The organism is Buchnera aphidicola str. Bp (Baizongia pistaciae), from assembly GCF_000007725.1.
GTDB lineage: Bacteria > Pseudomonadota > Gammaproteobacteria > Enterobacterales > Enterobacteriaceae > Buchnera_B > Buchnera_B aphidicola_H.
The window spans coordinates 536,558-561,723 of sequence record NC_004545.1 but is presented as its reverse complement, the minus strand read 5'-3'; the positions used below and the strand labels follow the sequence as shown (position 1 = coordinate 561,723).

Below are 25,166 nucleotides of genomic sequence, written 5' to 3'. Positions count from 1 at the left end.
AAAATTTTATTTTTTTTTAAATAATTTAAAATATGTTAATTTATGTAATAAATATTTCTAATAATGAATCGAGAAATTGAATGCCTTTTGATGTCATTTTCCAATATTTTTTTGTTTCGATTAGGTAATTTTGTTCAATTGCTTGCTTTATTTCGTTTTTAATATAAAATTCAGAAATATAAGTATATTTTTTAAAATCTTTGCGATATATGGGTGTATTTAGTCGCAATCGGTTCATAAAAAATTCTAGTGATAAATTTTTTTTAGATATAATATGATTTTTATAAGTATATTTTCCATTCATAAATTTTTTTAGGTTTTTATTTTTAATAGTTTTAATTATTTTTCCATTTTTTTGTGTTATTTTTCCATGAGCATTACAACCAATTCCTAAATAATCTCCAAATTTCCAATAGTTTAAGTTATGCAAGCATTGATAGTTAGTTTTTGAGTATGATGATATTTCATATTTTTTATATCCTGATTTTTTAAGTAATTTTTCGCCTTGTAAAAATATTTTCCAAATTATATTTAAATTGCATGATTTAGATAAATTTTTGTAATTATTGTTATTTTTTTCAATATAAAATTCGCACCAAGAAATATGATTTGGTTTTAAACTAATAGCTGTTTTTAAATCTAATAGAGCTTCTTGTAACGATTGTTTGGGTAATCCATATATTAAATCTAGATTTATATTTTTAAATTTTTCTATATTAATTTTTTTTATTTTGTGTAGTATGTTTTTTGAAATATGGACTTTACTTAGTGAATTAAATTTTTTTTGGTCAAAAGTTTGAATTCTTATGGAAAATCTATTTATTCCAAATTTTTTGTAATAAAAGATTTTTTTTTCGCTGAGTTTACTAATATGAAATTCGATAGTGTTTTCTGCATTTTTAGAGATAGGTATAATATTTTTGATTTTTTTTAATAAATATTTTATTGAAGTAAGTTTAAAAAAATTTGGGGCTATTCCTCCAATGAAAATTGTATTAATTGTTCTATTTGGAACTAATAAGCTGTCTTTTTTAAGGTCTTGAAGTAGATGATGAATGTATTTTTTTTCATTAATTTTTTTTTTATATTCTGGAAATTTAAAATCATGATATTTATATCTTTTTGTAGGCCATGGTATGTTAATGTAAAGACCTAATAGTTTCATTTTGGTTATAATAAATTAGTTTTAGTTATTAAAAGTTTTAAATGTTTTTAAAAGTAGGTAATTTAATTATTTTTCGTTTTGATATTTATTATTATGTTGATCTACTAATTTCAGACATCAAAAATAGATGAACCAATTCTTAGTAATGTGCTACCAGAATATAGTGCTGCTTGAATGTCATGACTCGTCCCGAGTGATACTGTATCAATATATGTATATTTTTTTTTTAGAATGTCAAAGTATAAATGTATATATTTGTATGATTGAATTTGTTCTAAATATGTATTTTTAAAATATGGCATAGCCATAATTCCGCGTAAATTTAAGTTATCTAAACTATTTATAGTTTTTGCTAATTGTTTTATGGTTTCTATATCATCGTCTATGTTGATAGTGTTATCTCTGATGTTTATTTGTATTAATGTATTTAATTTAGGTAATGAATACGGACGATACTTATTTAATAATACAGCAGTTTTTTTATTTGTGATAGTATGACACCAACTAAAATTCTTTGCTATTATATGTGCTTTGTTGGATTGTATTTGCCCTATGTAGTGCCATTCTATGTTATTAAATAATTTTATTTTTGGTTGACTTTCTTGAACATAGTTTTCTCCAAAAGAGTTTTGCCCGCATAATATGGCTTTTTTTATGTCATTAACTGAACGATTTTTACTTACTGCTAGTAATTTTATTTTTTGAGTATTAATTTTAAATTTTTTGCTTATGTTAGTAATTTTTTGTTTAAGTTTTTTTATATTTTTTTGTATATTTTTCATAATCAATTGTTTTAAAATATATTGATATTATTTAATTTAAAATATTTAGTAATTATAAATGTGTTATTTAATTTTTATTTTGTAAAGTATTATTATAATGATAATTCATTGTATTAATGTCATTATTATATATATAATACATAACGTCAATGGTAAATGTTTTTAAGTAATAGTAGATATTTTGGTATTATATTAGTATTTTATTGAATTCGTAATGTTTTTTTGGGATAGGTGTGATTAAACAGTTAAAATTTGAATTTTTTAACTTTTCTAAAATAGTACAATTAGTAATGTTTAGATTTCAACATTTATGAATTTTTGTATTTAAAATTATAAAAATTTTAATTTTTTAAAGTTTATTTTTATAAACAATATAAACATTATTAAGTGGGTATAATTAAAATGTTTATTTTTTTAAAATATTTTTTGTGACTTAAAATAATAACTTATGAAACGAAATTACAAAATAGCAGTTTTGCCTGGTGATGGAATTGGCCCAGAAATTATGAGAGAAGGATATAAGATTTTAAGAATTTTAAAATCTAAATTATCGTTAAATATTATGACACAAGAATTTGATGTAGGTGGAGTTGCAATAGATAAATATGGTGTTGCTTTACCTAAAAAAACATTGCAAGGTTGCAGAGATTCTCATGCGATTCTTTTTGGTTCTATCGGTGGACCTAAATGGGAAGATTTACCATCTCATTTACAACCGGAAAGAGGAGCGTTATTACCTTTGAGAAAGTATTTTAATTTATTTTCAAATTTGAGATTAGCAAGAATATATTCTGGATTAGAAAAATTATCTCCTTTAAAATCTAGAATTAGTAATTTAGGTTGTGATATTTTATGTGTTCGGGAGTTAACTGGAGGAATATATTTTGGTGATCCTAAAGGTAGTAAGGTATCAAAGTCTTTGAATTGTGCGTTTGACACTGAGGTATATTATCAATTTGAGATAGAAAGAATAGCACATATGGCTTTTGATTTAGCGTTAACTCGAAGATGCAAAGTTACTTCAATAGACAAAGCTAATGTATTAGAAAGTTCTATGTTTTGGAGAAAAATAGTTAATAGAATATCTACTCAATATTCTCAAGTAAAATTATCACATTTGTATGTTGATAATGCTGCTATGCAAATTATTAAAAATCCGAGTCAATTTGATGTACTTTTATGTTCTAATCTATTTGGAGACATACTTTCTGATGAATGTGCAGCAATTACTGGATCTATAGGATTATTACCTTCTGCTAGTTTAAATGACAAAAATTTTGGTTTATATGAACCTGCTGGGGGCTCTGCACCGGATATTAAAGGAAAAAATATTGCTAATCCTATAGCACTAATTCTTTCAATTGGAATGATGATGCGATATAGTTTTAAGCTTTATGATGTAGCAGATTTGATTGATTGGGCAGTAAATAAAACTTTAAAGTTAGGTTATCGAACTCAAGACATTTCAGAGAATAATAAATTTATTAATACTAGTTCTATGGGTGACATTATTGCTGAAATATTAGCTAATAGAATACATAAAATATGAAAAAAACATTATATCAAAAATTATATGATTCACATATTGTTTATGAAGAAAAAAGTCAATCGCCAATATTATATATTGATTTACATTTAGTACATGAAGTTACATCCCCTCAAGCTTTTTTTTCATTGTGTTCTAAAAATAGAGTAGTAAGACAACCTAAAAAAACTTTTGCTACTATGGATCATAATGTTTCAACAATAGATCGAAATATTGATAGTTCTGGTTTATTGGCAAAAAAACAAATGGAAGCATTAATAAAAAATTGTACAAAATTTAATATTAAATTATTTGATTTAAATCATCCACATCAAGGAATTGTTCATGTAATTGGTCCAGAGCAAGGCATTACTTTGCCTGGTATGACTATTGTATGTGGAGATTCGCATACTTCTACTCATGGAGCGTTTGGAGCGCTAGCTTTCGGAATTGGTACTTCGGAAGTCGAACACGTTTTAGCTACTCAAACGTTAAAACAAAATCGTTTAAAAAGTATGCATATAAAGATTAATGGAGATATTGATATAGGTATTACGGCTAAAGATATTATATTATTTGTAATTAAACAATTAGGAGTATCTCGAGGTTTAGGATATGTTATTGAGTTTTCTGGTGAAATTGTTTCTAAATTAAGTATGGAAAGTAGAATGACATTATGTAATATGTCTATTGAAATGGGTGCTAAATCTGGAATTATTGCTCCAGATTCGGTAACTTTTTCATATTTATGTAATCGAAAATATGTCCCTAAAGGAAAAAATTGGAATTTAGCAATAGATTATTGGAAAACTTTAAAATCTGATACAGGTGCAATTTTTGATCAAGAATTTAATATTGACATATCTAACTTGTCACCTCAAGTTACTTGGGGGACTAATCCTAGTCAAGTTATATCTATTAATGACACAATACCGCATTTAGAATCTTATTCTGATCCTATTGAACGACGTTCAGCTGAACTTTCGTTACTTTATATGGGTTTAGAGCCTGGAATGTCTTTAATAGATGTTAATATACAAAAAGTTTTTATTGGGTCATGTACTAATTCTAGAATAGAAGATTTAAGAGCAGTTGCTAAAATAGTAATGAATAAAAGAGTATGTAATTCAGTGCATGCGATTATTGTCCCTGGATCAGGTATGGTAAAAATGCAAGCAGAAAAAGAAGGACTGGATAAAATTTTTAAAAATTCTGGATTTGAATGGCGTTATTCGGGGTGTTCTATGTGTTTGGCTATGAATGATGATCGTTTAAATAATAAAGAACGGTGTGCCTCTACTAGTAACAGAAATTTTGAAGGTCGTCAAGGTAGAGGAGGTCGAACGCATTTAGTGAGTCCTGTTATGGCAGCAGCAGCAGCAATATTTGGTCGGTTTGTTGATGTTAGAACAATTTATAATAGTTTAGATAAATGATTAATTAATTAATAAGGATAAAAATGTCTAAATTTATTCAACATACTGGGATTGTAGTTCCTATAGATGTTTCAAATGTAGATACAGATGTAATTATTCCTAAACAATTTTTACAAAAAATTACTAAGAAAGGATTTGGCAAACATTTGTTTAATGATTGGAGATATGTAGATGAAAAAGGTACAATTCTGAATCGAAAATTTATATTAAATAACGATATTTATAAAAATGGAACGATTTTGTTAGCTCGAGAAAATTTTGGTTGTGGGTCATCACGGGAACATGCAGTATGGGCTTTAGTTGATTATGGATTTAAAACAATAATAGCTACTAGTTTTTCAGACATTTTTTATAGTAATAGTTTGAAAAATAGTTTACTTCCTATAACTTTATCCAAAGAAACAATTGATATTTTATTTCAAGAAGTATATAAAAATATGGGTATGTTTATCTCAGTAAATTTACTTAATAACAAAATATTTGTTCGTGAGAAACAATATAGTTTTAAAATTAATAGTTTTAATAAATACTGCTTAATGCATGGATTAGATGATATTGATTTGACTTTAAAATATAGTTCTAAGATTTTGAATTATGAAACTTTAATTCCTGAATTTTTAAAAAAATGATTTTTAAATTTTTTTTATGTTCGCGGATGTGTTTGTAAGACAAGATAGTTGTTGTGTGTTTTATTTCTTATTTTTAATACACAATTTTACTTAAAAATAAATTAAATGTAATATATAAAACTCTTATTGGTGCATTATCAAAAGTTTTAAATAATTATTTTTTTTAAAAGAATATGATAAAATTAAACTAAATACTATGTTTTATTGCATAAAATGCATTTTTTGGACAATGAAATGACTCAAAAAATAATTATTTTTGATACAACATTACGAGATGGAGAACAGTCTCTAAAAATGAGTTTAAGTGTTAAAAAAAAACTCAAAATTGCTTTTGCTTTAGAAAAATTAGGTGTTGATGTAATTGAAGCAGGTTTTCCAATTTCTTCGCCTGGTGATTTTGAGTCTGTTAAAAAAATTTCGGAAAGAATTAAAGACGCTAAAATTTGTAGTTTAGCACGATGTATAGATGGGGATATAGATATAGCAGCTAAAGCTATGAAAAAAGCGAATTCATTTCGTATACATATATTTTTGGGAACATCTGCTTTGCATGTTCAATCTAAATTAAAGAAAACATTTGATCAAATAATAGATATGATGGTTTCTTCTGTAAAAAGAGCTCAGAAATATACTGATGATGTTGAATTTTCGTGTGAAGATGCTGGTAGAACATCATTAGATGATTTATGTCGTATTATAGAATTAGCTATAGATTTAGGAGTAAAAACTATTAATATTCCTGATACAGTAGGCTATACTATTCCTTATGAATTTAGTAATATTATTTCATCTATTTACAAAAAAGTTCCAAATATTGATAAAGCTATAATATCTGTACATTGCCATGATGATTTGGGAATGGCTGTAGCTAATTCTATTTCTGCTATTCAAGTTGGTGCTAGACAAATCGAAGGAACTATTACTGGAGTAGGAGAACGTGCAGGAAATGCAGCATTGGAAGAAATATTGATGGCAATAAAAATAAGAAAAGATATTTTAAATTTTAAAACAAATATAAAATATCAAGAAATTTACAGTACTTGTAGGGTTATTAGTTCAATTTGTAATATACCTGTTCCTGTGAATAAAGCGATAATAGGAAGTAATGCGTTTTCGCATTCATCTGGAATTCATCAAGATGGAATTTTAAAAGATAAAAAAACTTATGAAATTATAGTGCCAGAAAGTATAGGATTTGTGTCTCAGCCATTAAATTTAACTTCTCGATCTGGTCGTGCAGCTGTAAAATATCGCATGAAAAAGATAGGTTATAAAGATAGTGATTATAATATAGATATTTTGTATTCTAGGTTTTTAAAGTTAGCTGATAAAAAAGGTCGAGTATCTGATAGTGATTTAAAACAGTTAGTATGTTTTAATAATAAATTAAAAAATTTAAAGGATTAAATATATCATAAAATAGTATAGAGAGATGTTTGCTTATAAAAATTTTTGATATTTTAGCATTGTTATTTTTTAAGTTATATAGGTTATGTCATATGTTGTTTTATAATTTAAAAGTGTAAAATAATATAAAATATTTTATATAATAAAAATTATATAATTAATTTTAAAATTTAATTAATCATTTCTAAATATGATTTAGATATTTTATCGTATGTGTAAAGATAGTTAGTTATATTTTTACATTGATGTATTTAAAAATGATAATTTTTAATATGATAAGTGTATAATGATAATATTATTTTATAAGTGTTTAATAAAATTTTAATTTTTTGAATATAAAAACCAACTTTCTAGAATTATTACAGCTGACATTGAATCTATTCTTTCTTTTTTTAAAGATTTATATCCATATTTTTCAAATAGTATTGCTTTAGCTTCTACAGTACTCAATCGTTCATCATGTAGTAAAATAGGTATTTTAAATATATTTTTTAATTTTTTTGAAAAATTTTCTGAGCATTGAGTAATTTTTTGTTTGGTTCCGTCAATATTTAATGGATGACCTACAACTATAGCATTTGGTTTCCATTCGTCAATTAATTTATTCAATTTTTCTATATTTAGTTTTTTATTTTTAACTTTTATTGACGGTAATGATCGAGCAGTGTTTGTATAGTTTTGCCCAACTGCTACTCCAATATTTTTGGTTCCAAAATCTAGTGCAATTATGATCATAATGTTTATTATTATGCATGTCCTATTTCAGAAGTTAATTGTAATATGTTCATAATACCAATGCTATACATTGATTTTTTCCATTTTTCAGAAATAGGTGTGTTAAATATAATATCAATATCAGCGGGTGTAGTTAACCATATATTTTTTGCTATTTCTTGTTCTAATTGATGTTGTTTCCATATACAATGACCTAGTGCCATTAATATATTTTTTGGATTATTCAAATTGGCTATGTATTCTAAAATATCTCGAGATGTGGTAATACTTAAATCGTTAGATATATGTGTACTTGTTGTAAACTTTTTTTTGAAAGTGTGTAGAATAAAACCTCTATCTTCTAATATAGGTCCACCTATAATTACAGGATTTTTAAAATCTAAAGTATTTGATGATTTAATATTTATTTTTAATTGATGTAAAATTTTTTGTATTGTTAAATTTTTTATTTTTTTATTTATGATTATACCCATTGCTCCATTATTATCATGTTTACACATGTATATGACAGAATTTTTAAACAGGGGATCTTTGAGCCCAGGCATTGCAATTAAAAAGTGATTTTTAAAATTTATTATCATCGTTTTTATGCTTTTATCTATAAAGATTAGAGTATATGTAAGTTATTTATTTTTATATTATGAACACATTTTTGTTGATGTATATAAATTTTTTTTATTATAAATACCTATTGGTCTTGCGTTTTTTTAGATTTTTTTCTAAATTATCCAGTATAATAGTACTAATAGATATCCCGGTATCTTGTTCTATTTCTTGTATACATGTTGGACTAGTAATATTTATTTCTGTTAATTTAGTACCTATGATGTCAATTCCAGCGAAAAATATTCCCTTTTTATTTAAAGTTGGTGCTATAGATAGAGCTATTTCCCAGTCGTTTTTAGAAAGTTTTTGTGTGTTTCCATATCCTCCAATTGATAAGTTACCTCTATTTTCGTGTTTTTTTGGAATTCTAGCTAAACACCATGGGAATGGTATTCCATTAATAATTAATATTCTTTTATCGCCTTTTTGTATGTCAGTAATATAATTTTGAGAGATACATGGTATTGTTTCGTATTTTGTCATAGTTTCTATAATTACTGAGGTGTTAGGATCGTGTTCTTTTATTCTAAAAATAGATAATCCAGCCATTCCGTGTAATGGTTTAATTATAATGTCTTTGTATGTTTTTATAAAATTATGTATTTTAGTAGAGTTACTGGTAATTAAGGTTTTTGGAATATATTGTGGGAAATGAGTGGTAGTAAATAATTTTTCATTGTAGCTTCGTAAGCTACTAGGTTTATTAATGATGTAACTTCCATTTCGTTCTGCTTGTTCAAGAATATATGTTGCATAGATATATGCTCGATTAATTGGAGGATTTTTTCTCATTAATATTACATCTAGATTAGATAATGAAACATCTTTTTGTTGTTCTAATGTAAACCATTGTTTTTTATTATTTTTAATTCTAAGTAGTTTTGTATGTGAGTATGGTTTATTATCTTTTAGATATAAATCTTTTAATTCCATGTAATAGATTTTATATTTTCTGTTTTGTGCTTCCAATAATATAGCAAAACTAGAATCTTTTTTAATGTTTATGGAACTGATAGGATCCATAATAATACCTAAGTTAATTGTCATATATTTTATGTAGTATTTAAATGTTTTTTGAGATTATTATTTAAGGTAATAATAATTGTTACAGATAGTATTTAAAATCATTATATTTTATGTATTTACTAGAATTAAACAGTAGATATTAAAAATTAACGTTATATTATAATCTTAAATTAGTTCAAATGTTATAGCAATCATTAATTTTAATTTCATATATTCGTTAATTGCATAGTATTTAATATTTTTAGTTAAACTATAAATAAATTATTACATATTTTTAGTAAAATTTATTTTTTTTGAAATTCAAGAATTTTAATAGAATTTTTAGAGTAAATATTATTTGTATAGCTAATATATGTATTTTTTAGTTAATTAAAATTTATATATTACATTATTTTATTCGTCTGAATATTTAGATTCAGAATAGTTATCAAATCTTGACCAATGTCCGTTAAATGTTAATTTAATCGTTCCTATTGGCCCATTTCTTTGTTTTCCTATAATTATTTCAGCTATTCCTTTTAAGTCTGTGTGTTCATGATATAATTCATCGCGATATATAAACATTATCAGATCTGCATCCTGTTCTAGTGAACCAGATTCGCGTAGATCTGAATTTATAGGACGTTTATCTCTTCTTTGTTCTAATGAACGATTTAATTGTGATAATGCAATTATTGGAATTTTTAATTCTTTTGCTAATGATTTTAGCATTCTAGAAATTTCTGCTATTTCCAATGTTCTGTTTCCTATTAATGATGGTACTTTTATTAATTGCAAATAATCTACCATAATTAAACTTAGTCCATTGTTTTCTCGATAAATTTTTCTTGATCGTGATCTCATTTCAGAAGGTGTTAATGTTGAAGAATCATCGATGTACATATTTTTCTTTTTGAGTAAAATATTAATAGTACTAGAAATTCTTGCCCAATCTTCGTCATTTAATTGTCCAGTTCTTAGTTTTTCTTGATTTACTCGAGACAAGGAAGATAACATTCTCATCATAATTTGCTCTCCTGACATTTCTAAGCTAAAAATTAATACTGGTTTTTTATATGTCATAGCGATATTTTCGCAAATATTCATAGCAAACGTAGTTTTTCCCATAGAAGGACGTGCAGCAATTATTATTAAATCGGAAGGTTGTAATCCGGATGTTTTGTTATTAAGATCTTGGTATCCTGTATTAATTCCCGTTATGCCTTTGTATGGAGTGTTAAATAACTTTTCAATATTGGCTAGAGTAATATCTAACAATTCTTCAATATTTTTAGGGCCTGAGTTTTTTTGAAAGTTTTGTTCTGAGATGCTAAGTATTTTTGATTCAGCTAAATTAAGTAATTCTTGGCTTGTTTTTCCTCTTGGATCATATCCTGCTTGGATAATTTTGTTTGCTATTTTAATTATTTTTCTAACCATAGAACGTTCGCGGACTATATCTGCGTAAGTTGTAATATTAGCCGTACTAGGAACATTTTTTGATAATTCAGCTAAATATGCAAATCTTCCTATATATTCGAGTTTTCCTTTTTGTTCTAAAGACTCAGATAATGTAATGAGATCAATAGGATATCCTTTATTTAATAAATATTTCATTTCTCGAAAAATTAATTGATGAGATAGACTAAAAAAATCATTTTCCGAGATTTTTTCGGAAATATAATCCCATTGTTCATTATCTAACATTAAACCACCTAAGATTGATTGTTCTGCTTCTAGAGAATTAGGTAATTCAATCAGTTTTTCGACTTGATTATCAAGATTTTTTTTTTTAACATTTTTAATTTGATACCAAATTTTAATTATAAAAGTTACATCTTAAGAAAAATATTATACGATACTTGTTTTTTATTAGGGTATAAACTTTTTAACAAAAGTTGAAATTGTATTTTATATTTTCTATATGAACATTAATTATTAATCAATAATATAAATGTTTGTTAAAATACAATTAATTTTTTTCTTTTAAACTTCATGTTAAATGATTTATTTTGAAATGGATAATTATTATTAGTATTTTAAAATTATAGTATGATGTAGTGTATTAATTTTAATGTTTTTAAATATTATATGTTAAATACGATTTTTCGTATAAAGATGGATTTTTTTATTGAATTTAATTATGTATTTAAATATATTTTTAATTATAAAAATGTTTTATTTGCATGTTTTAGTTTGTTTTAAAATTATGGTGTATTTTATTGTATATAATTATTTTTTTAGTTAGACACAGTTATTTAATTTATATAATTAATTATTTAGGTACTTTATTAAATTTAATTATTTTGTTTAATATTTATTATATTAAAGATATTATTATTGAATATATGTCTAATTTTAAATTTCTATGTGGTAGTCTGAATCTTTATAATTGTTTATATAATATAACATAGGTATAATAGAAATTTGTGGTATTATTTATTATAAAGATGTGTATTGTTGTATTTTAAATGAGATTATTATATGTATATTTTAAGTTTATTAAGTAAATCATTTTTTGAAATGTTTTAAAATTTTTTGTATTTTTGGTTAGCATATTAGTTATTGAAATGTTATTTGATATATTTTAGTTAGTCGTATGTTAAATGATATTATTTTAATAATGAATATTATTTTTTTAAATTAAATGTAAATAGTTACAAAAATAGACATTTAATTATTTAGATAATTAAACAATTGTATTTATAGTATTTAAATATTATATATTTTTTATAGTGAGTAGTTTAGTTGATAAAATATCAAGATGCACACTTTGGTATAGTTTTTATGTTTTTTTGGGGGATAAAGATAATATGGCTAGCAGAGGTATTAACAAAGTTATTTTGATTGGATATTTAGGACAAGATCCGGATGTTCGATATATGCAAAATGGTAGTGCAGTAACCAACATTACATTGGCTACGTCTGAAACTTGGAAAGATAAAAATAATGGTGAAATAAAAGAAAAAACGGAATGGCATCGTATTGTTTTTTTTAATAAGTTAGCTGAAATTGCAGGAGAATATTTAAAAAAAGGATCACAGGTTTATATTGAAGGTTCATTGCAGACTAGAAAATGGAAAGATCAGAATGGGATAGAACGTTATATTACTGAAATTATAGTTAGTGTGGGTGGAACTATGCAAATGTTAGGAAGTCGCAATTCTAGTTCATTAACTGCGTCGTCTGGCTTATCTAAGAATAATGATAATCTATCAAAACAATTGTTGTCAGAAAAAAAACAAGAATCGTTTAATGATAGCAAACTCCAAAATAATAATTTAGATTTTGATGATGAAGATATTCCTTTTTAAAATATCTAAATAATTTTTTTTATTAAAACAAACTTATTGTTGTACATTATTTTTATTTTTGACATGTTATTTTTAAAGTATTTAAATAATTTTTGAAATTTATTATGCTTTCATAAAATTCTTTTTGATGAGAAACAAATGGTATGTGTGAAGCATGTGCTATAGTTATAGACTTAGTTTTAGGCCATAAAATATCTAATATTTCGCGAATTTTTTTAGGAACAAAAGTATCTAAAGATCCGTATATTCGCAACATTGGGATTTTCAATTTTTTTATTTTAGTTCTTAAATCTGTTTTAAAAATTGTTTCTAAATTTTTTTTTAGTGTATAGATAGTTGGATAAGGTTGAGACAAGATTTGTTGTTTTAAATTTTTTATTTCTAAATAATTAGTATTGTGCGATTGCAATGTAATAAATTCGGATATTGTACGATCAAAATTAATGTTTAGTTTATTATAAAATTTAAGAAAAATTTTTTTAGGAATGCCTGGCCAGTTAGGACGCACAATGAAACAGGGAGAAGAACAAACGCTAATTATTCCTTTAATTTTTTGTGGATAATTTAATGCTATTTTACTTGCAATTAATCCTCCCATTGACCATCCTAATAATATAGAGTTTTTGGGTATATATACAGAAAGTAATTCTGCTGTATCATTTAATGTCATTGGTAGTAATTGATTGCTATGTCCAAATCCTGGTAAATCAACAAAATGTAATTTAAAATGTTGATATAGCTGTGATTGTACTAAAATACTCCAAATTTTTGAATTTACTCCCCAGCCATGGATTAGTATTAAATTTGTAGTTCCTGTACCTAAAGATTTCCAATGTAATTTTTTATTCATACAATTTAATTTTAATTATGAATTATAAGTGTTTGATGTGGTATATTATTACATAATATATGTTGTTTAATAAAAATTATTTTTAGATATTTAGTTTAAAAATTTTATTTTTTTTTGGAGATATATATATGGTTTCTGTATCACAATCAGCGCAAAACTATTTTTTAAATTTGTTGAAAAAACAGAAATATGGCACAAATATTAGAGTATATGTCAAATATCCAGGTACTCCTGTGGCAAAATGTGGTGTTTCATATTGTTATAAAGATGATGTTACGCGATTAGATGTTGCGTTTACAATGAATAAGTTCATTGTTTATGTATACAAGCCTCATATACCATATTTAAGAGAGTCTAAAATTGATATTAATGTAGAAGAATGTAATTCTCAATTAACTTTGATAGCTCCTTATGCTAATAAGTGTTATTTTATTAAAAATAATGACTTAAAACGTCGTGTTGAAAATTTTTTGAATTTAAATATAAATCCTCAGTTGTCTGCTCATGGTGGAAAGGTTGATTTGATGAATATTACTGAATCTGGTTATCTTTCTTTAAAGTTTTCTGGAGGTTGTAATGGGTGTTCGATGGTTCAAAAAACGTTAAAAGAAGGAATTGAAAAACAGATATTAGCTAAGTTTTCAGAATTTAAAGGTGTATATGATATAACGCAACATAATCGTGGCAATCACTCTTATTATTAATTTTGATATATTGAGTTACTAGATAGTAACGTATTTTTTATTATAACTTTTATAAGTTTAATTTTTAAATATATTTATAAATAAATATTTTTTAAATTTTTTAGATAAATTAGTTATTTAATTTAGTTATTGGATCATGCAATTAAATATGTTAATGAATAATTAATAGTTGATATATTTATTATATAATTTTATTTTGATTATTATTTATAGTATAGAATTGGAATTTAATAATTTTATTTAATTAAATGCATAATTTTTAGTTTTATTTGTTTAATATAGTTATTATCAAGTAACAATATTTTTTTAAAAAAAGTAAAATTTATTATTTAAAATAATAAATTTTGAAAATGTCATTGTAAGTAATGTTTCATTTTGAGATAAAATAGATTATGAATTAATAGTCATGGCTAATTTTTTCGTGAATTTTTAGTACGTAAAAATTTATTTTAGAAATATTAATTATTACATATTTTATACAAAAAAATAAAAATGTTACGTTTTTTAGTTAATAATTATAAATTTCTTCTCGGTAGTAATTTTTTACAATTTTATTGTTAAGGATTTTTAATAATTACAGTGTTAATTTACAAAGTTAATAAATGATGTTTAGATTAATACGAAGAAGGTACATAGTGATTCTTTTTTAGTAGGTGTTTAATATATACATTTTATTTATGTAATAATTTTACGTGTTAGAAGTTTAGTTTTATGATATATATGTAGATATATTTTTATAGTTAGTTATTTCTAATATATTCGATTCACTATGAAAGTAGTGTTTTGTATATAAGTGTATGTTTATATTTATTAGTATATTAAATTTATAAAGCATAATAATTTACTATGAATAATTTTATTAAATTAATTTTTAATTGCGCGTTTTTTTTGGATTTTAATAACATTATTTACATAAATTAATATTTATAATATATTTTTGTTTAGCGTTATTATTTTGTTAAGTTATTAATTGTAATACTCATTTTATGAAAATTTAATTTTCATTAAAGTTATTAAATATATTTTTTTTTATTTACAATCATAGATTAAAGGTGTTTTAGAATTAATACATTTAACGAATTATTTAGGGCAGTGAATTGCATATTATGATAACAATTAATACTTATGCATTACAAAAAAGACGAACATTTGCAATTATTTCCCATCCAGATGCAGGTAAAACTACTTTAACAGAAAAATTTTTATTAAATGGTAAAATAATTCGTACTTCTGGTACAATTAAAGCTAGAAGATCTAAAAAATATGCTAAATCTGATTGGATGGAAATTGAAAAGAAAAAAGGAATTTCTATTACTACATCAGTTATTCAAATTCCATATAATAGATATTTAATAAATATTTTGGATACGCCAGGGCATCAAGATTTTTCAGAAGATACGTATCGTGTTCTTACTGCAGTAGACTTTTGTGTAATGATAGTTGACGCTGCAAAAGGTGTGGAGGAACGAACAAGGAAATTAATACACGTTGCTAGAACGCATCGTACTCCTATTATAACCTTTATTAACAAATTAGATAGAAATTCTTTGGATCCTATAGAAATTTTAGATCAACTTGAAATAGAATTAAAAATAAAATGTTCGCCTATAATATGGCCTATTAGTTGTGGAAAAGCGTTTAAAGGAATATATCATATTTATAATAATTTGGTATATTTTTATTCTTATAAAACATCTGAAGGAATTAATGATACTAATAATTTTTTATTGAAAACATGTTGTTTAAATGATGTTTTTTTAGATAAAATCATTGGTTTAGAATTAGCACAAGAGTTTCGCGAAGAAGTAGAATTAGTTAATTCTATTTATAAAGCATTTAATAAAAGAATTTTTTTAGAGAGTGATTTAACCCCAATTTTTTTTGGTAGCGCACTAAAAAATTTTGGTGTTAATTTTTTAATGCAAGGAATATTAGATTGGGCTCCTTCACCTGTTTTTAAAAAAAGTAATATTAGAAAAGTACAACCATATGAAAAAAATTTTTCAGGGTTTGTGTTTAAAATTCAAGCAAATATGGATTTAAGACATCGTGATAGAATGGCGTTTATACGAATAGTTTCAGGAAAATATAGAAAAAGGATGAAGTTATATCATGTTCGTATTAAGAAATATATTATACAAACGGAAGTTTTTTCTTTTGTTGCTGGCGATCGTTTTATAATAGAAACAGCATACCCAGGGGACATAATTGGTTTTCATAGTTATAATAGCATAAAAATTGGAGACACATTTACTGAGGGAGAAAAGTTAAAATTTTTTGGAATTCCAAATTTTGCTCCTGAACTGTTTCGTCTTGTTTCTTTAGTAGATCCGTTTCATAAAAAAAAGTTATTAAAAGGATTAACTCAGTTGTCGGAAGAAGGTGCTATTCAAGTTTTTAAACCTTATGAAAATAATGAGTTAATTTTAGGAGCAATTGGAAGTTTGCAATTTGATATTGTTATAGAAAGATTAAAAATTGAATATAATATTTTTATTTTAGTACATAAAGTAAATATTTTTTCTATTCGTTGGATTTCATCTAATTCATTAGATACACTATCTACTTTTAAAAATCAAAACAAATCTTGTTTAGCACTTGATATTAACAATCATTTAGTTTATCTTGCATCTAGCGAAATTAATTTACGTTTAGTTCAGTCGCGTTATCCTGATATAATTTTTAATGTTACATGTGAAAATTAATGTTATTAAGTTTTAATAAGTTAGAATGAATTTACATATTAATTTTAAAATTGTATGTTTGTGTTTTGTAATTTTTTAATAAAAGGATGTTTTGTGTTTAATAATAGTTATTATTGCAATAAAATGTTTATTAAGATAATGATAATATGAGGATTATATGAAACGCGCGTTTTTAATAGTGTTAGATTCTTTTGGAATTGGAGCAACTAAGGATGCGCATAGATTTGGTGATGTTGGAGCTAATACATTTGGAAATATAGCTAAGTTTTGTTTTTTAAATAAAGCTAATAATTATGGTAGAAAAGGATTGTTATATATTCCTCATTTGCTTTCATTAGGTTTAGCTAAAGTAGCTATAGCATCTTCAGGACAAGATTTGTTAGGGATACAAGATACAAATAATGTGATTGGTAGTTATGCTTATTCAAATGAAATTTCATCTGGAAAAGATACATCGTCTGGTCATTGGGAAATTGCAGGTGCTCCAGTTTTGTTTGATTGGGATTATTTTAGTTCTTCTTTAAATAGTGTTCCTAAATATTTAATCCAAGATATTGTAGATCAATGTAATTTAAGTGGATTTTTAGGAAATTGTCATGCGTCTGGAACAGATATATTGGATAGATTTGGAGAAATACATATTAGTACAAAAAAACCAATTTTGTATACTTCAATCGATTCAGTTTGTCAAATTGCTTGTCACGAAAGTATTTTTGGTTTAAAGCGTTTATATAATTTATGTAGATCTATTCGAAAAATATTTGATAAAAGAAAAATTAATATTGCGAGAATAATAGCACGTCCTTTTACTGGATTTAAGAAAGAACATTTCAGACGTACTGGAAATCGTAGAGATTTTTCAATGGAACCGCACAAAATCACTGTAATGGAAAAATTGATTGGAGAAAAAAAAGGAAGGGTAATTGCTATAGGTAAAATTTCTGATATTTATGCAGGAAAAGGAATATCATGTAGTATGTACGCTACAGGATTAGTTAATTTATTTAATACAACTATTCAAGAGATAAAAAATGCTAAAAATAATACTATAGTATTTGTAAATTTTGTGGATTTTGATTCTTTATGGGGACATCGACGCGATGTATCTGGTTATGCTAAAGATTTGGAATGGTTTGATTATAATTTGCCAAAATTATTGAAATTAGTTCATAATGAAGATTTGTTAATTATAACAGCTGATCATGGTTGTGATCCTACTTGGATAGGAACGGATCATACACGAGAAAATGTGCCAATATTAATTTATCAGAGATCAATGGAATCAAAAAATTTTGGTTATCGAGAAACGTTTTCTGATATTGGTCAAACGTTAGCAAAATATTTTAATTTGTCGACTATGAGTTATGGAACATCTATATTTTAAAATAATATAGTTAAATTGAATATAAAGGATAATTGTATGGTAACTCCTCATATTAATGCAAAAAAAGGAGATTTTTCTGATTGTGTACTTATGCCTGGTGATCCTCTTCGAGCAAGATATATAGCTAAAAATTATTTAAAAAATGCTATAGAAGTTACTAATATTCGTTCAATGTTAGGATATACTGGAAGATATAAAGGACATCGTATTTCTGTAATGAGTCATGGGATAGGTATACCTTCATCTTTAATTTATGTTAAGGAATTAGTTTCTGAATATAATGTGAAAAAAATTATTCGTATTGGAACGTGTGGTACTGTTATTGAGCATATAAATATTAATGATATTATTATTTGTCTTGGAGCATCTACGGATTCTAAAGTTAATAGACTACGATTTCATGATAACGATTTTTCTTCAGTTGCTGATTTTTATTTGATTTTAGATTTATTTAATTCTGCAAATAATGCCGGCATAAAAATTAATATAGGAAATTTTTTTACAACTGATTTATTTTATGTTAAAAATGATAAATTATTAGATACATTACAGAGATATAATATTCTTGGAATAGATATGGAAACAGCAGGAATCTATAGTTTAGCTTCTGAATTAGGAATACAAGTAGCATCAATATGTACTGTATCAGATCATATTTTAAAAAAGGATCAAATGAGCTATATAGATCGAGAGTCAAATTTGAATAATATGATTTATATTTCTTTAGAAGCACTGATACTCAAAAAAGTATAAAAACGATTTTTTTGGTTAACAATTTTATTTAAAATTGTATTATAAATTAATGTTTTATATAGGTATGTTTATTTCATTTATACTATCTATATTAATTAAGATTTAGAGTGTTTAAATTAATGTATATAAAATTTGATTCGGTGAGAAAGGGATTCGAACCCTTGATACGTTTTAAAATCGTATACACGCTTTCCAGGCGTGCTCCTTAATCCTCTCGGACATCTCACCATCAAATGTATTGATCCTAAAATAAGCGAACAACTCTTGTATATCATAAAATTAAGTTTTTTATTTGTCAACTTATGCTTTTTTAGTAAATTTTTAATAAATGAATGTAAGTAGAATAAATTTCTATTTAGTATAAGTATATTTAGATAAAGAGTATATTTATATATTTTGTGATAATACATTTGGATGATGTTAGTTTAACATAAAATTTTGTATAAATGTTCATCAATTAATGTACATTCGATGAATATGTGTACTTATTTTATAGAATTATATACAATTCTTTTTTATATTACATTTTTGTATGGAGTATTTTATATATTCAATCTAAAGTTTGTTTTATATTTTTAATTATAATTAAGATTATGAAAATTATTCTAGAAATTTAAAAGGATTTATTTGATACTGTTATAGTTCAAATTATTAGTTTTATAATCAAAATATATTGTGGTTTTTTTTATAAAAGGTGCATATTTAAAAATTGTTAGTTAATTTTTTATAATTCAAATAGTATTTGACATGAATTTTTAAGTTGATATGTATGTTAAATATTTTTGGTCTTTTTTTAATAGTAAAATTGTTTATTTAAAATCTTATATTTTTTTATTGTGAGTAAATTATATACTTAAAATTTTTAATAAGTTTTATTTGATTAAATAATATTCATAAAGTGTGTATTGAGAATTTATGTCCTACCAGTGTTAATACTGTGTATGGAATTTATTAACAAATCATTTCAATAATTTGAATAAAAATGACAGAAAAACGAAATATTTTTTTAATTGGACCTATGGGAGCTGGAAAAAGTACTATTGGTCGTCATTTAGCTCAACAACTAAGTATGGAATTTTACGATTCAGATCAAGAAATCGAAAAACGTACTGGTGTAGATGTTAGTTGGATTTTTGATATTGAAGGAGAATTAGGGTTTAGAAAACGGGAACAAAAAATAATTAGTGAAATAATTGACAAAAGGGGTATAGTTTTGTCAACAGGAGGAGGATCTATTCTTTCAAGAGAAATAAGAAATAAATTATCATCTCGTGGCGTGGTTATTTATTTAGAAACTTCTGTGGAAAAACAATTAGTTAGAACTAAAAAAAACAAACAACGTCCATTATTACAAGTAGATAATACATCTATTCAAACTGTTCTTGAAGAATTGGCTTTTCATAGAAATCCTCTTTATCAATCAATAGCTGATATTACAATACGCATGAATGATAGAAGTATTAAAGCTATTGTATTTTACATTATTCGTTTGTTAAATAATTTTTGATATAAGTTTTTTAATTTAATTATAGGAGATTATAAATATTGAAAAATTTAATGGTAAATTTAGGAAAAGATACATATCCAGTTTATATAGGATCTAATTTATTGGAAATAAGTAATATTTTTTTTCCAATTGAATCGAACACTCAAGTTGCAATTATTACTAACGATGTAGTATTCAAAATTTGGAATAAAAAGATTACATATTATTTGCATAAATTGGGAGCACAAGTCAAAAACGTTATCATATCTGATGGTGAAATTTATAAAAACATTGATACAGTAGAAATTATTTTATCTACTTTATTAAAATATTCGTATTGTCGAGATGCAGTTTTAATTGCATTAGGAGGAGGAGTTATTGGTGACATAACTGGTTTTGTGGCTTCTATTTATCAAAGAGGTATTAAATTCGTACAGATACCTACAACATTATTAGCACAAGTAGATGCATCTATTGGTGGTAAAACTTCTGTCAATCATGTTTTGGGAAAAAATATGATTGGTTCTTTTTGGCAACCTAGTTCCGTAATTATAAATTTTGATTTTTTAAATACGTTACCTAGACGTCAATTAATATCCGGAATAGCGGAAATTGTAAAATATGCTGTTTCTTTTGACGTCAATTTTTTTAATTGGTTAGAAGAAAATTTAGAGCGTGTTTTAAAATTAGATTATAGTGCGTTATCTTATTGTATTAATCGATGTTGTGAAATTAAAATCAGTATTGTAGAAAAAGATGAAAAAGAAATTCATGATAGAATGTTGTTAAATTTAGGCCATACGTATGGTCATGCTATTGAAACGTTTTTGGGATATGGAACATGGTTACATGGAGAAGCTGTATCAGTGGGCATTGTTATGGCTTCTAAAACGTCGGAGTTATTAGGATTTATGAAAGACAATGATATAACTCGTATTATATCTTTACTACAGAGGGTAGGATTACCAATTAGTGGACCTAAAAATATGAGTTTTGAATCTTATATTTCAAATTTTAAAAGAGATAAAAAAGTTATTTCAGGAAAATTAAGAATGGTTTTACCAGTTTTTATTGGTAATGTTAAAATTTTTTCTAATGTTCATGAAAATATATTGATGTCAGTAATAAAAAATTGTTAGGTGATAAATATTTATTTAGTATTATGTTATATTTATAGAAATGTATATTACATGATGATGATAAAATTTATTATTTTTAATTTGGTTACATTTTAAGGAAAGTTATGAAAAAATTTTTATTATCATCTTCTGTTTTGTCCGCGAATTTTTCAAGATTAGGCGAAGATATTTTTGATGTATTAAAAAGTGGAAGTGATATGATTCATTATGATGTCATGGATAATCATTATGTTAAAAATTTAACTTTTGGTCCAATAGTATTGGAATCTTTGAGAAGTGTTGAAAAAATTAAATCAATGGTAATCGATGTTCATCTTATGACTTGTCCGGTGGATGATTTAATTATTAAGTTTGCAAAATTAGATGTAAACATTATTTCATTTCATCCAGAATCAACGAATAATGTTGAGAAAACAATTAAATTAATAAAAAGTTATGGTTGTAAAGTTGGTTTAGCTTTAAACCCTTTAACTCCATTATGTGTATTAGACAATGTGCTTGATAAAATTGATTTAATATTATTAATGTCTGTAAATCCAGGATTTCCTGGACAAAAGTTTATTCCATCTATATTAAATAAAATACGTATAGTTCGGGAATTAATTGACAAAAGTAAAAAGAATATTTTATTGGAAGTAGATGGTGGTATAAATTTGAGTAATATATTTAAAATTGCTAGTTTTGGTACGGATATCTTTGTAATAGGTTCAGCAATTTTTAATTCTATAAATTATGATTTAACTATTCGAAGTTTTAGAGACGTGTTAAAAAACATTAATTGTAAAAAATGATTTATTAGATTTAAAAGATAATATTTATAAAAAAATTTAATTTAGATGTTATTTTATCTAGTATTTATTTTTAAATTAATATTGGGTAAATTAAGTTTATTATATTTTTATTTTTCGGAAAGCAACGCTAATGGAAAAGTTAAACAAAAATGTATTTAGTGCAGTACAACCGTCAGGACAATTGACTATTGGTAATTATATTGGTGTGTTGCGTGAATGGATTTTAATGCAACATGATTTTACGTGTTTTTTTTGTATTGCTGATTTGCATTCTCTTACTGTACGACGTTCATCTGCTATACTAAAAAATAGTGTTTTAGATGTAGTAGCAACATATTTAGCATGTGGTCTTGATCCTTGTAAAAGTGTTATTTTTTTGCAGTCTTGTGTTCATGAGCATTCTGAGTTGCATTGGTTATTAACGTGTTGTACATATTATGGAGAGTTAATTAGAATGACTCAATTTAAGGATAAAGCTAGAAAAAATTCTAAAAATATTAACGTTGGTTTATTAAGTTATCCTATTTTAATGGCTTCAGATGTTTTATTATATGATACTGATGTTGTTCCTATTGGTTTAGATCAAAAACAACATATGGAATTGATATGCAATATTGCACGGAGATTTAATTTATTATATGGAAACACGTTTAAGATTCCTAAGAATAAAATGTCTTATTATGGTTCTAATATTTTATCTTTGTCTGACCCAACTAAAAAAATGTCTAAATCAGATGTGAATGAGAACGGTGTTATTTTTTTATTAGACAATCTTAGCTCCGTTAAAAAAAAGATTAAGTTAGCAGTAACTGATTCAGATAATCCTCCTAGAATTCGTTATGATAAGGATACTAAGATAGGTATTTCTAATTTAATTAATATTTTATCCTGTTTCCAGAATAGGGATATATCGGATATAGAGAAAGAGTTTTATTATTATTCGTATCAAGATTTTAAATCAGTAGTAATAAAAGAGATAGTGAATTTTATGACTAATTTTCAAAATTTATATTTTAGTTTTAGAAAAAATGAAGATTATTTAGAAAAAATACTTTCTGAAGGTTCGAAAAGAGCGAGTTGGTATGCAAAAAAATTACTTAAGAAAGTTAAAACTTCGATGGGATTATTTTAGTCATGTATTGGTTTTGTCTTTGTTAACGTAGCGAATATTATTACAAGAAAAAATACTATTCCATATAAAATGTTTGAGACAAGTAGTGCTGAGAAAATTCCATATTTTTGAACTATAGGACCTGTAATAATAAATGTTAATAGTGTACCAACAGTACCACTAGTCAGGATATAATTAATTGTTTTAGGTGAAGATAATGGTGTTTGTTGCGAAGCTAGTGTAATTATAATTGTATAAATTGCACTTGAAAAAAATCCTAGCGAGAGTATTATAATATATAGTAATGCGTAGTCATAAAATATGTTAAATAAAGACATTAAAAATAAGGAAATTCCTGATAGCGTTATTATTGTTTTTTTTAAATCAAAAAATTTAAGTATAAAACTAAAAATCCACATGCCCACCATATACGCCATCCAAAATGCACTAACTAACTTACTAGATTGATTAATACTTATATGAATATATTTCATAGTGTATTCTGGCATCCATGATATAAAACTTAATTGACCTAAAATATATAATAGTGCAGAAATGGATAGACATAAGATAGAAAAATTCCATGTTTTAATACGTTTTTTAGAAATTTCTGTGTAAATTATAGGAAATTTTGTATTTATTGTAATTAAAAATATTATTAAATAAATAATTCCTATAATAAAATACACCCAGTACCATTTCATATTATTGGAAATAATTAGTGCTGTTATAATGGGGAAAATTATACCTGACATGCTAAAAAAAGAATCGGTTAATAATAGCATTGAAGCTCTTGTTTGATCAGTATACAAATTTGTAATGATGTATGTGCCAATAGACATGGTAATTCCGCTAATTATTCCTAGCATAAACATACTGATAGAAAAATATGTTAAGTTATGACTAAAAATTAATATTAATGTAGCAATGATAGTTAATATAAATCCAAAAATTAATTGTGTTTTTAAATTAATAATATTTGTTATCCAAGAACTTATAAAAATAGAAGATAAAATCCCTGCATTTAAAAAAGTAAACGTATTACCCATGTCTGTTATAGGTATATTAAAATATTTTGAAATATTTTCTAAAAAAATGCCAGTGATTGTAATTAATGCTCCGGTTAAAGCGTAAGATAGGAAGCTAATACAAGTAAGTCCTATAAGATTACTTTTATTTATCATTTTAGAAATCCGTATATGTCGGTTATTTGTTGATTAAATTATAGTTTAGAGTATATAAATTTTTTTATCATTAAATAAAATACGTTCATAACTTAAAATATTTATTATAATAGATAATTAATATAAATGTGAGTATAGTTTTGTAGTAATAAAATTACTTTATAAAGTGTTGTAACTGTAGTTAACTTTAAGAGTGAATATTTGTAATATATCAATAAATTTTTAATAGTAATAATTTTTGTTTAAATGTTTTATGTTTATATTTAGAAAGTTTTTGAGTGTTAATATTTGTAATAAAATAAATTCGTATAATAAATTAATGTATTTTATGGTTTTTTTTAAAAGTGCTAAAAATATTTATTATTACAATAAAAGTAAAGTTAGAAATTATAAGAATTTAGATATGTTTATGAAGTTTTAAATATAATAGTTATTTTTTTATTATTTTAAAAGGA

At 24.5% G+C, this 25,166-nt stretch carries 20 protein-coding genes, 1 tRNA gene and 1 pseudogene; 13 read left to right on the top strand and 9 right to left on the bottom strand.

All coding sequences use genetic code 11. The features are described 5' to 3' along the window. Positions 1-40: 40 nt before the first annotated feature. Positions 41-1,165: a radical SAM family heme chaperone HemW gene (gene hemW, locus BBP_RS02505; protein WP_011091604.1), complete on the bottom strand. Its 1,125-nt coding sequence runs from the start codon at positions 1,163-1,165 to the stop codon at positions 41-43. A 110-nt stretch (positions 1,166-1,275) separates the two neighbouring features. Further along, on the bottom strand, positions 1,276-1,947 hold the full coding sequence (locus BBP_RS02500; protein ID WP_011091603.1) for a YggS family pyridoxal phosphate-dependent enzyme: 672 nt from the start codon (positions 1,945-1,947) through the stop codon (positions 1,276-1,278). Positions 1,948-2,395: 448 nt separating this feature from the next. Here BBP_RS02500 and leuB point away from each other — a divergent pair, with 448 nt between their 5' ends. The 4 genes and pseudogenes from leuB to leuA all read left to right on the top strand — a co-directional run. Further along, positions 2,396-3,496, top strand: a complete 1,101-nt coding sequence (leuB, locus tag BBP_RS02495) for a 3-isopropylmalate dehydrogenase (RefSeq protein WP_011091602.1) — start codon at positions 2,396-2,398, stop codon at positions 3,494-3,496. Continuing rightward, on the top strand, positions 3,493-4,908 hold the full coding sequence (leuC, locus tag BBP_RS02490; protein ID WP_011091601.1) for a 3-isopropylmalate dehydratase large subunit: 1,416 nt from the start codon (positions 3,493-3,495) through the stop codon (positions 4,906-4,908). The genes leuB and leuC overlap by 4 nt, the downstream gene beginning before the upstream one ends. Before the next feature lie 23 nt (positions 4,909-4,931). Further along, a complete protein-coding gene (leuD, locus tag BBP_RS02485) occupies positions 4,932-5,537 on the top strand; it encodes a 3-isopropylmalate dehydratase small subunit (protein ID WP_011091600.1) in 606 nt (201 codons plus the stop codon). A gap of 234 nt (positions 5,538-5,771) precedes the next feature. Beyond that, positions 5,772-6,923: pseudogene (leuA, locus tag BBP_RS02480) on the top strand (2-isopropylmalate synthase); the annotation flags it as partial. A gap of 342 nt (positions 6,924-7,265) precedes the next feature. On the opposite strand, the gene ruvX reads toward leuA, so the two are convergent. The 4 genes from ruvX to dnaB all read right to left on the bottom strand — a co-directional run bounded on the left by ruvX (position 7,266) and on the right by dnaB (position 11,108). Beyond that, positions 7,266-7,679, bottom strand: coding sequence for a Holliday junction resolvase RuvX (gene ruvX / locus BBP_RS02475; RefSeq protein WP_011091598.1), 414 nt, complete (start codon positions 7,677-7,679; stop codon positions 7,266-7,268). An 11-nt stretch (positions 7,680-7,690) separates the two neighbouring features. Further along, positions 7,691-8,254, bottom strand: a complete 564-nt coding sequence (locus BBP_RS02470; RefSeq protein WP_044010663.1) for a YqgE/AlgH family protein — start codon at positions 8,252-8,254, stop codon at positions 7,691-7,693. Positions 8,255-8,357: 103 nt separating this feature from the next. Then, complete coding sequence (gene gshB / locus BBP_RS02465) at positions 8,358-9,332, bottom strand: glutathione synthase (protein ID WP_011091596.1); 975 nt, start codon at positions 9,330-9,332, stop codon at positions 8,358-8,360. Between the two features lie 372 nt (positions 9,333-9,704). Next, positions 9,705-11,108, bottom strand: a complete 1,404-nt coding sequence (dnaB, locus tag BBP_RS02460; RefSeq protein ID WP_050703102.1) for a replicative DNA helicase — start codon at positions 11,106-11,108, stop codon at positions 9,705-9,707. A 995-nt stretch (positions 11,109-12,103) separates the two neighbouring features. Between dnaB and ssb the strand changes: the two genes are divergently transcribed. Further along, positions 12,104-12,604, top strand: coding sequence for a single-stranded DNA-binding protein (gene ssb / locus BBP_RS02450; RefSeq protein ID WP_011091594.1), 501 nt, complete (start codon positions 12,104-12,106; stop codon positions 12,602-12,604). Positions 12,605-12,656: 52 nt separating this feature from the next. Here the strand turns inward: ssb and bioH are convergent, their stop codons facing one another. Further along, a complete protein-coding gene (gene bioH, locus BBP_RS02445) occupies positions 12,657-13,454 on the bottom strand; it encodes a pimeloyl-ACP methyl ester esterase BioH (RefSeq protein WP_011091593.1) in 798 nt (265 codons plus the stop codon). Positions 13,455-13,582: 128 nt separating this feature from the next. On the opposite strand from bioH, the gene BBP_RS02440 reads away from it, so the two are divergent. The 4 genes from BBP_RS02440 (at position 13,583) to deoD (ending at position 19,000) form a co-directional block, all read left to right on the top strand. Then, positions 13,583-14,158, top strand: coding sequence for an NfuA family Fe-S biogenesis protein (locus BBP_RS02440; protein ID WP_011091592.1), 576 nt, complete (start codon positions 13,583-13,585; stop codon positions 14,156-14,158). A 1,106-nt stretch (positions 14,159-15,264) separates the two neighbouring features. Beyond that, the gene (locus BBP_RS02435) at positions 15,265-16,863 is read left to right on the top strand and encodes a peptide chain release factor 3 (protein WP_011091591.1); all 1,599 of its coding nucleotides are present in this window, start codon (positions 15,265-15,267) and stop codon (positions 16,861-16,863) included. 157 nt (positions 16,864-17,020) lie between these two features. Then, complete coding sequence (locus tag BBP_RS02430; protein WP_011091590.1) at positions 17,021-18,247, top strand: phosphopentomutase; 1,227 nt, start codon at positions 17,021-17,023, stop codon at positions 18,245-18,247. A gap of 36 nt (positions 18,248-18,283) precedes the next feature. Beyond that, complete coding sequence (deoD, locus tag BBP_RS02425; protein ID WP_011091589.1) at positions 18,284-19,000, top strand: purine-nucleoside phosphorylase; 717 nt, start codon at positions 18,284-18,286, stop codon at positions 18,998-19,000. Positions 19,001-19,138: 138 nt separating this feature from the next. Here the strand turns inward: deoD and BBP_RS02420 are convergent. Continuing rightward, positions 19,139-19,228 (bottom strand) — tRNA-Ser (locus BBP_RS02420). 754 nt (positions 19,229-19,982) lie between these two features. On the opposite strand from BBP_RS02420, the gene aroK reads away from it, so the two are divergent. The 4 genes from aroK (at position 19,983) to trpS (ending at position 23,548) form a co-directional block, all read left to right on the top strand. Continuing rightward, positions 19,983-20,507 (top strand): shikimate kinase AroK, encoded by a 525-nt coding sequence (gene aroK, locus BBP_RS02415; protein ID WP_011091588.1) that lies wholly within the window; start codon positions 19,983-19,985, stop codon positions 20,505-20,507. A 50-nt stretch (positions 20,508-20,557) separates the two neighbouring features. Continuing rightward, entirely contained in the window at positions 20,558-21,625 is a 1,068-nt protein-coding gene (aroB, locus tag BBP_RS02410) for a 3-dehydroquinate synthase (RefSeq protein ID WP_011091587.1), read from the top strand. Positions 21,626-21,729: 104 nt separating this feature from the next. After that, on the top strand, positions 21,730-22,416 hold the full coding sequence (rpe, locus tag BBP_RS02405) for a ribulose-phosphate 3-epimerase (RefSeq protein ID WP_011091586.1): 687 nt from the start codon (positions 21,730-21,732) through the stop codon (positions 22,414-22,416). Positions 22,417-22,546: 130 nt separating this feature from the next. Next, positions 22,547-23,548, top strand: coding sequence for a tryptophan--tRNA ligase (gene trpS / locus BBP_RS02400; protein WP_011091585.1), 1,002 nt, complete (start codon positions 22,547-22,549; stop codon positions 23,546-23,548). Here the strand turns inward: trpS and tsgA are convergent. Next, complete coding sequence (gene tsgA, locus BBP_RS02395) at positions 23,545-24,708, bottom strand: MFS transporter TsgA (protein ID WP_187145698.1); 1,164 nt, start codon at positions 24,706-24,708, stop codon at positions 23,545-23,547. The genes trpS and tsgA overlap by 4 nt on opposite strands. Positions 24,709-25,166: the final 458 nt, after the last annotated feature.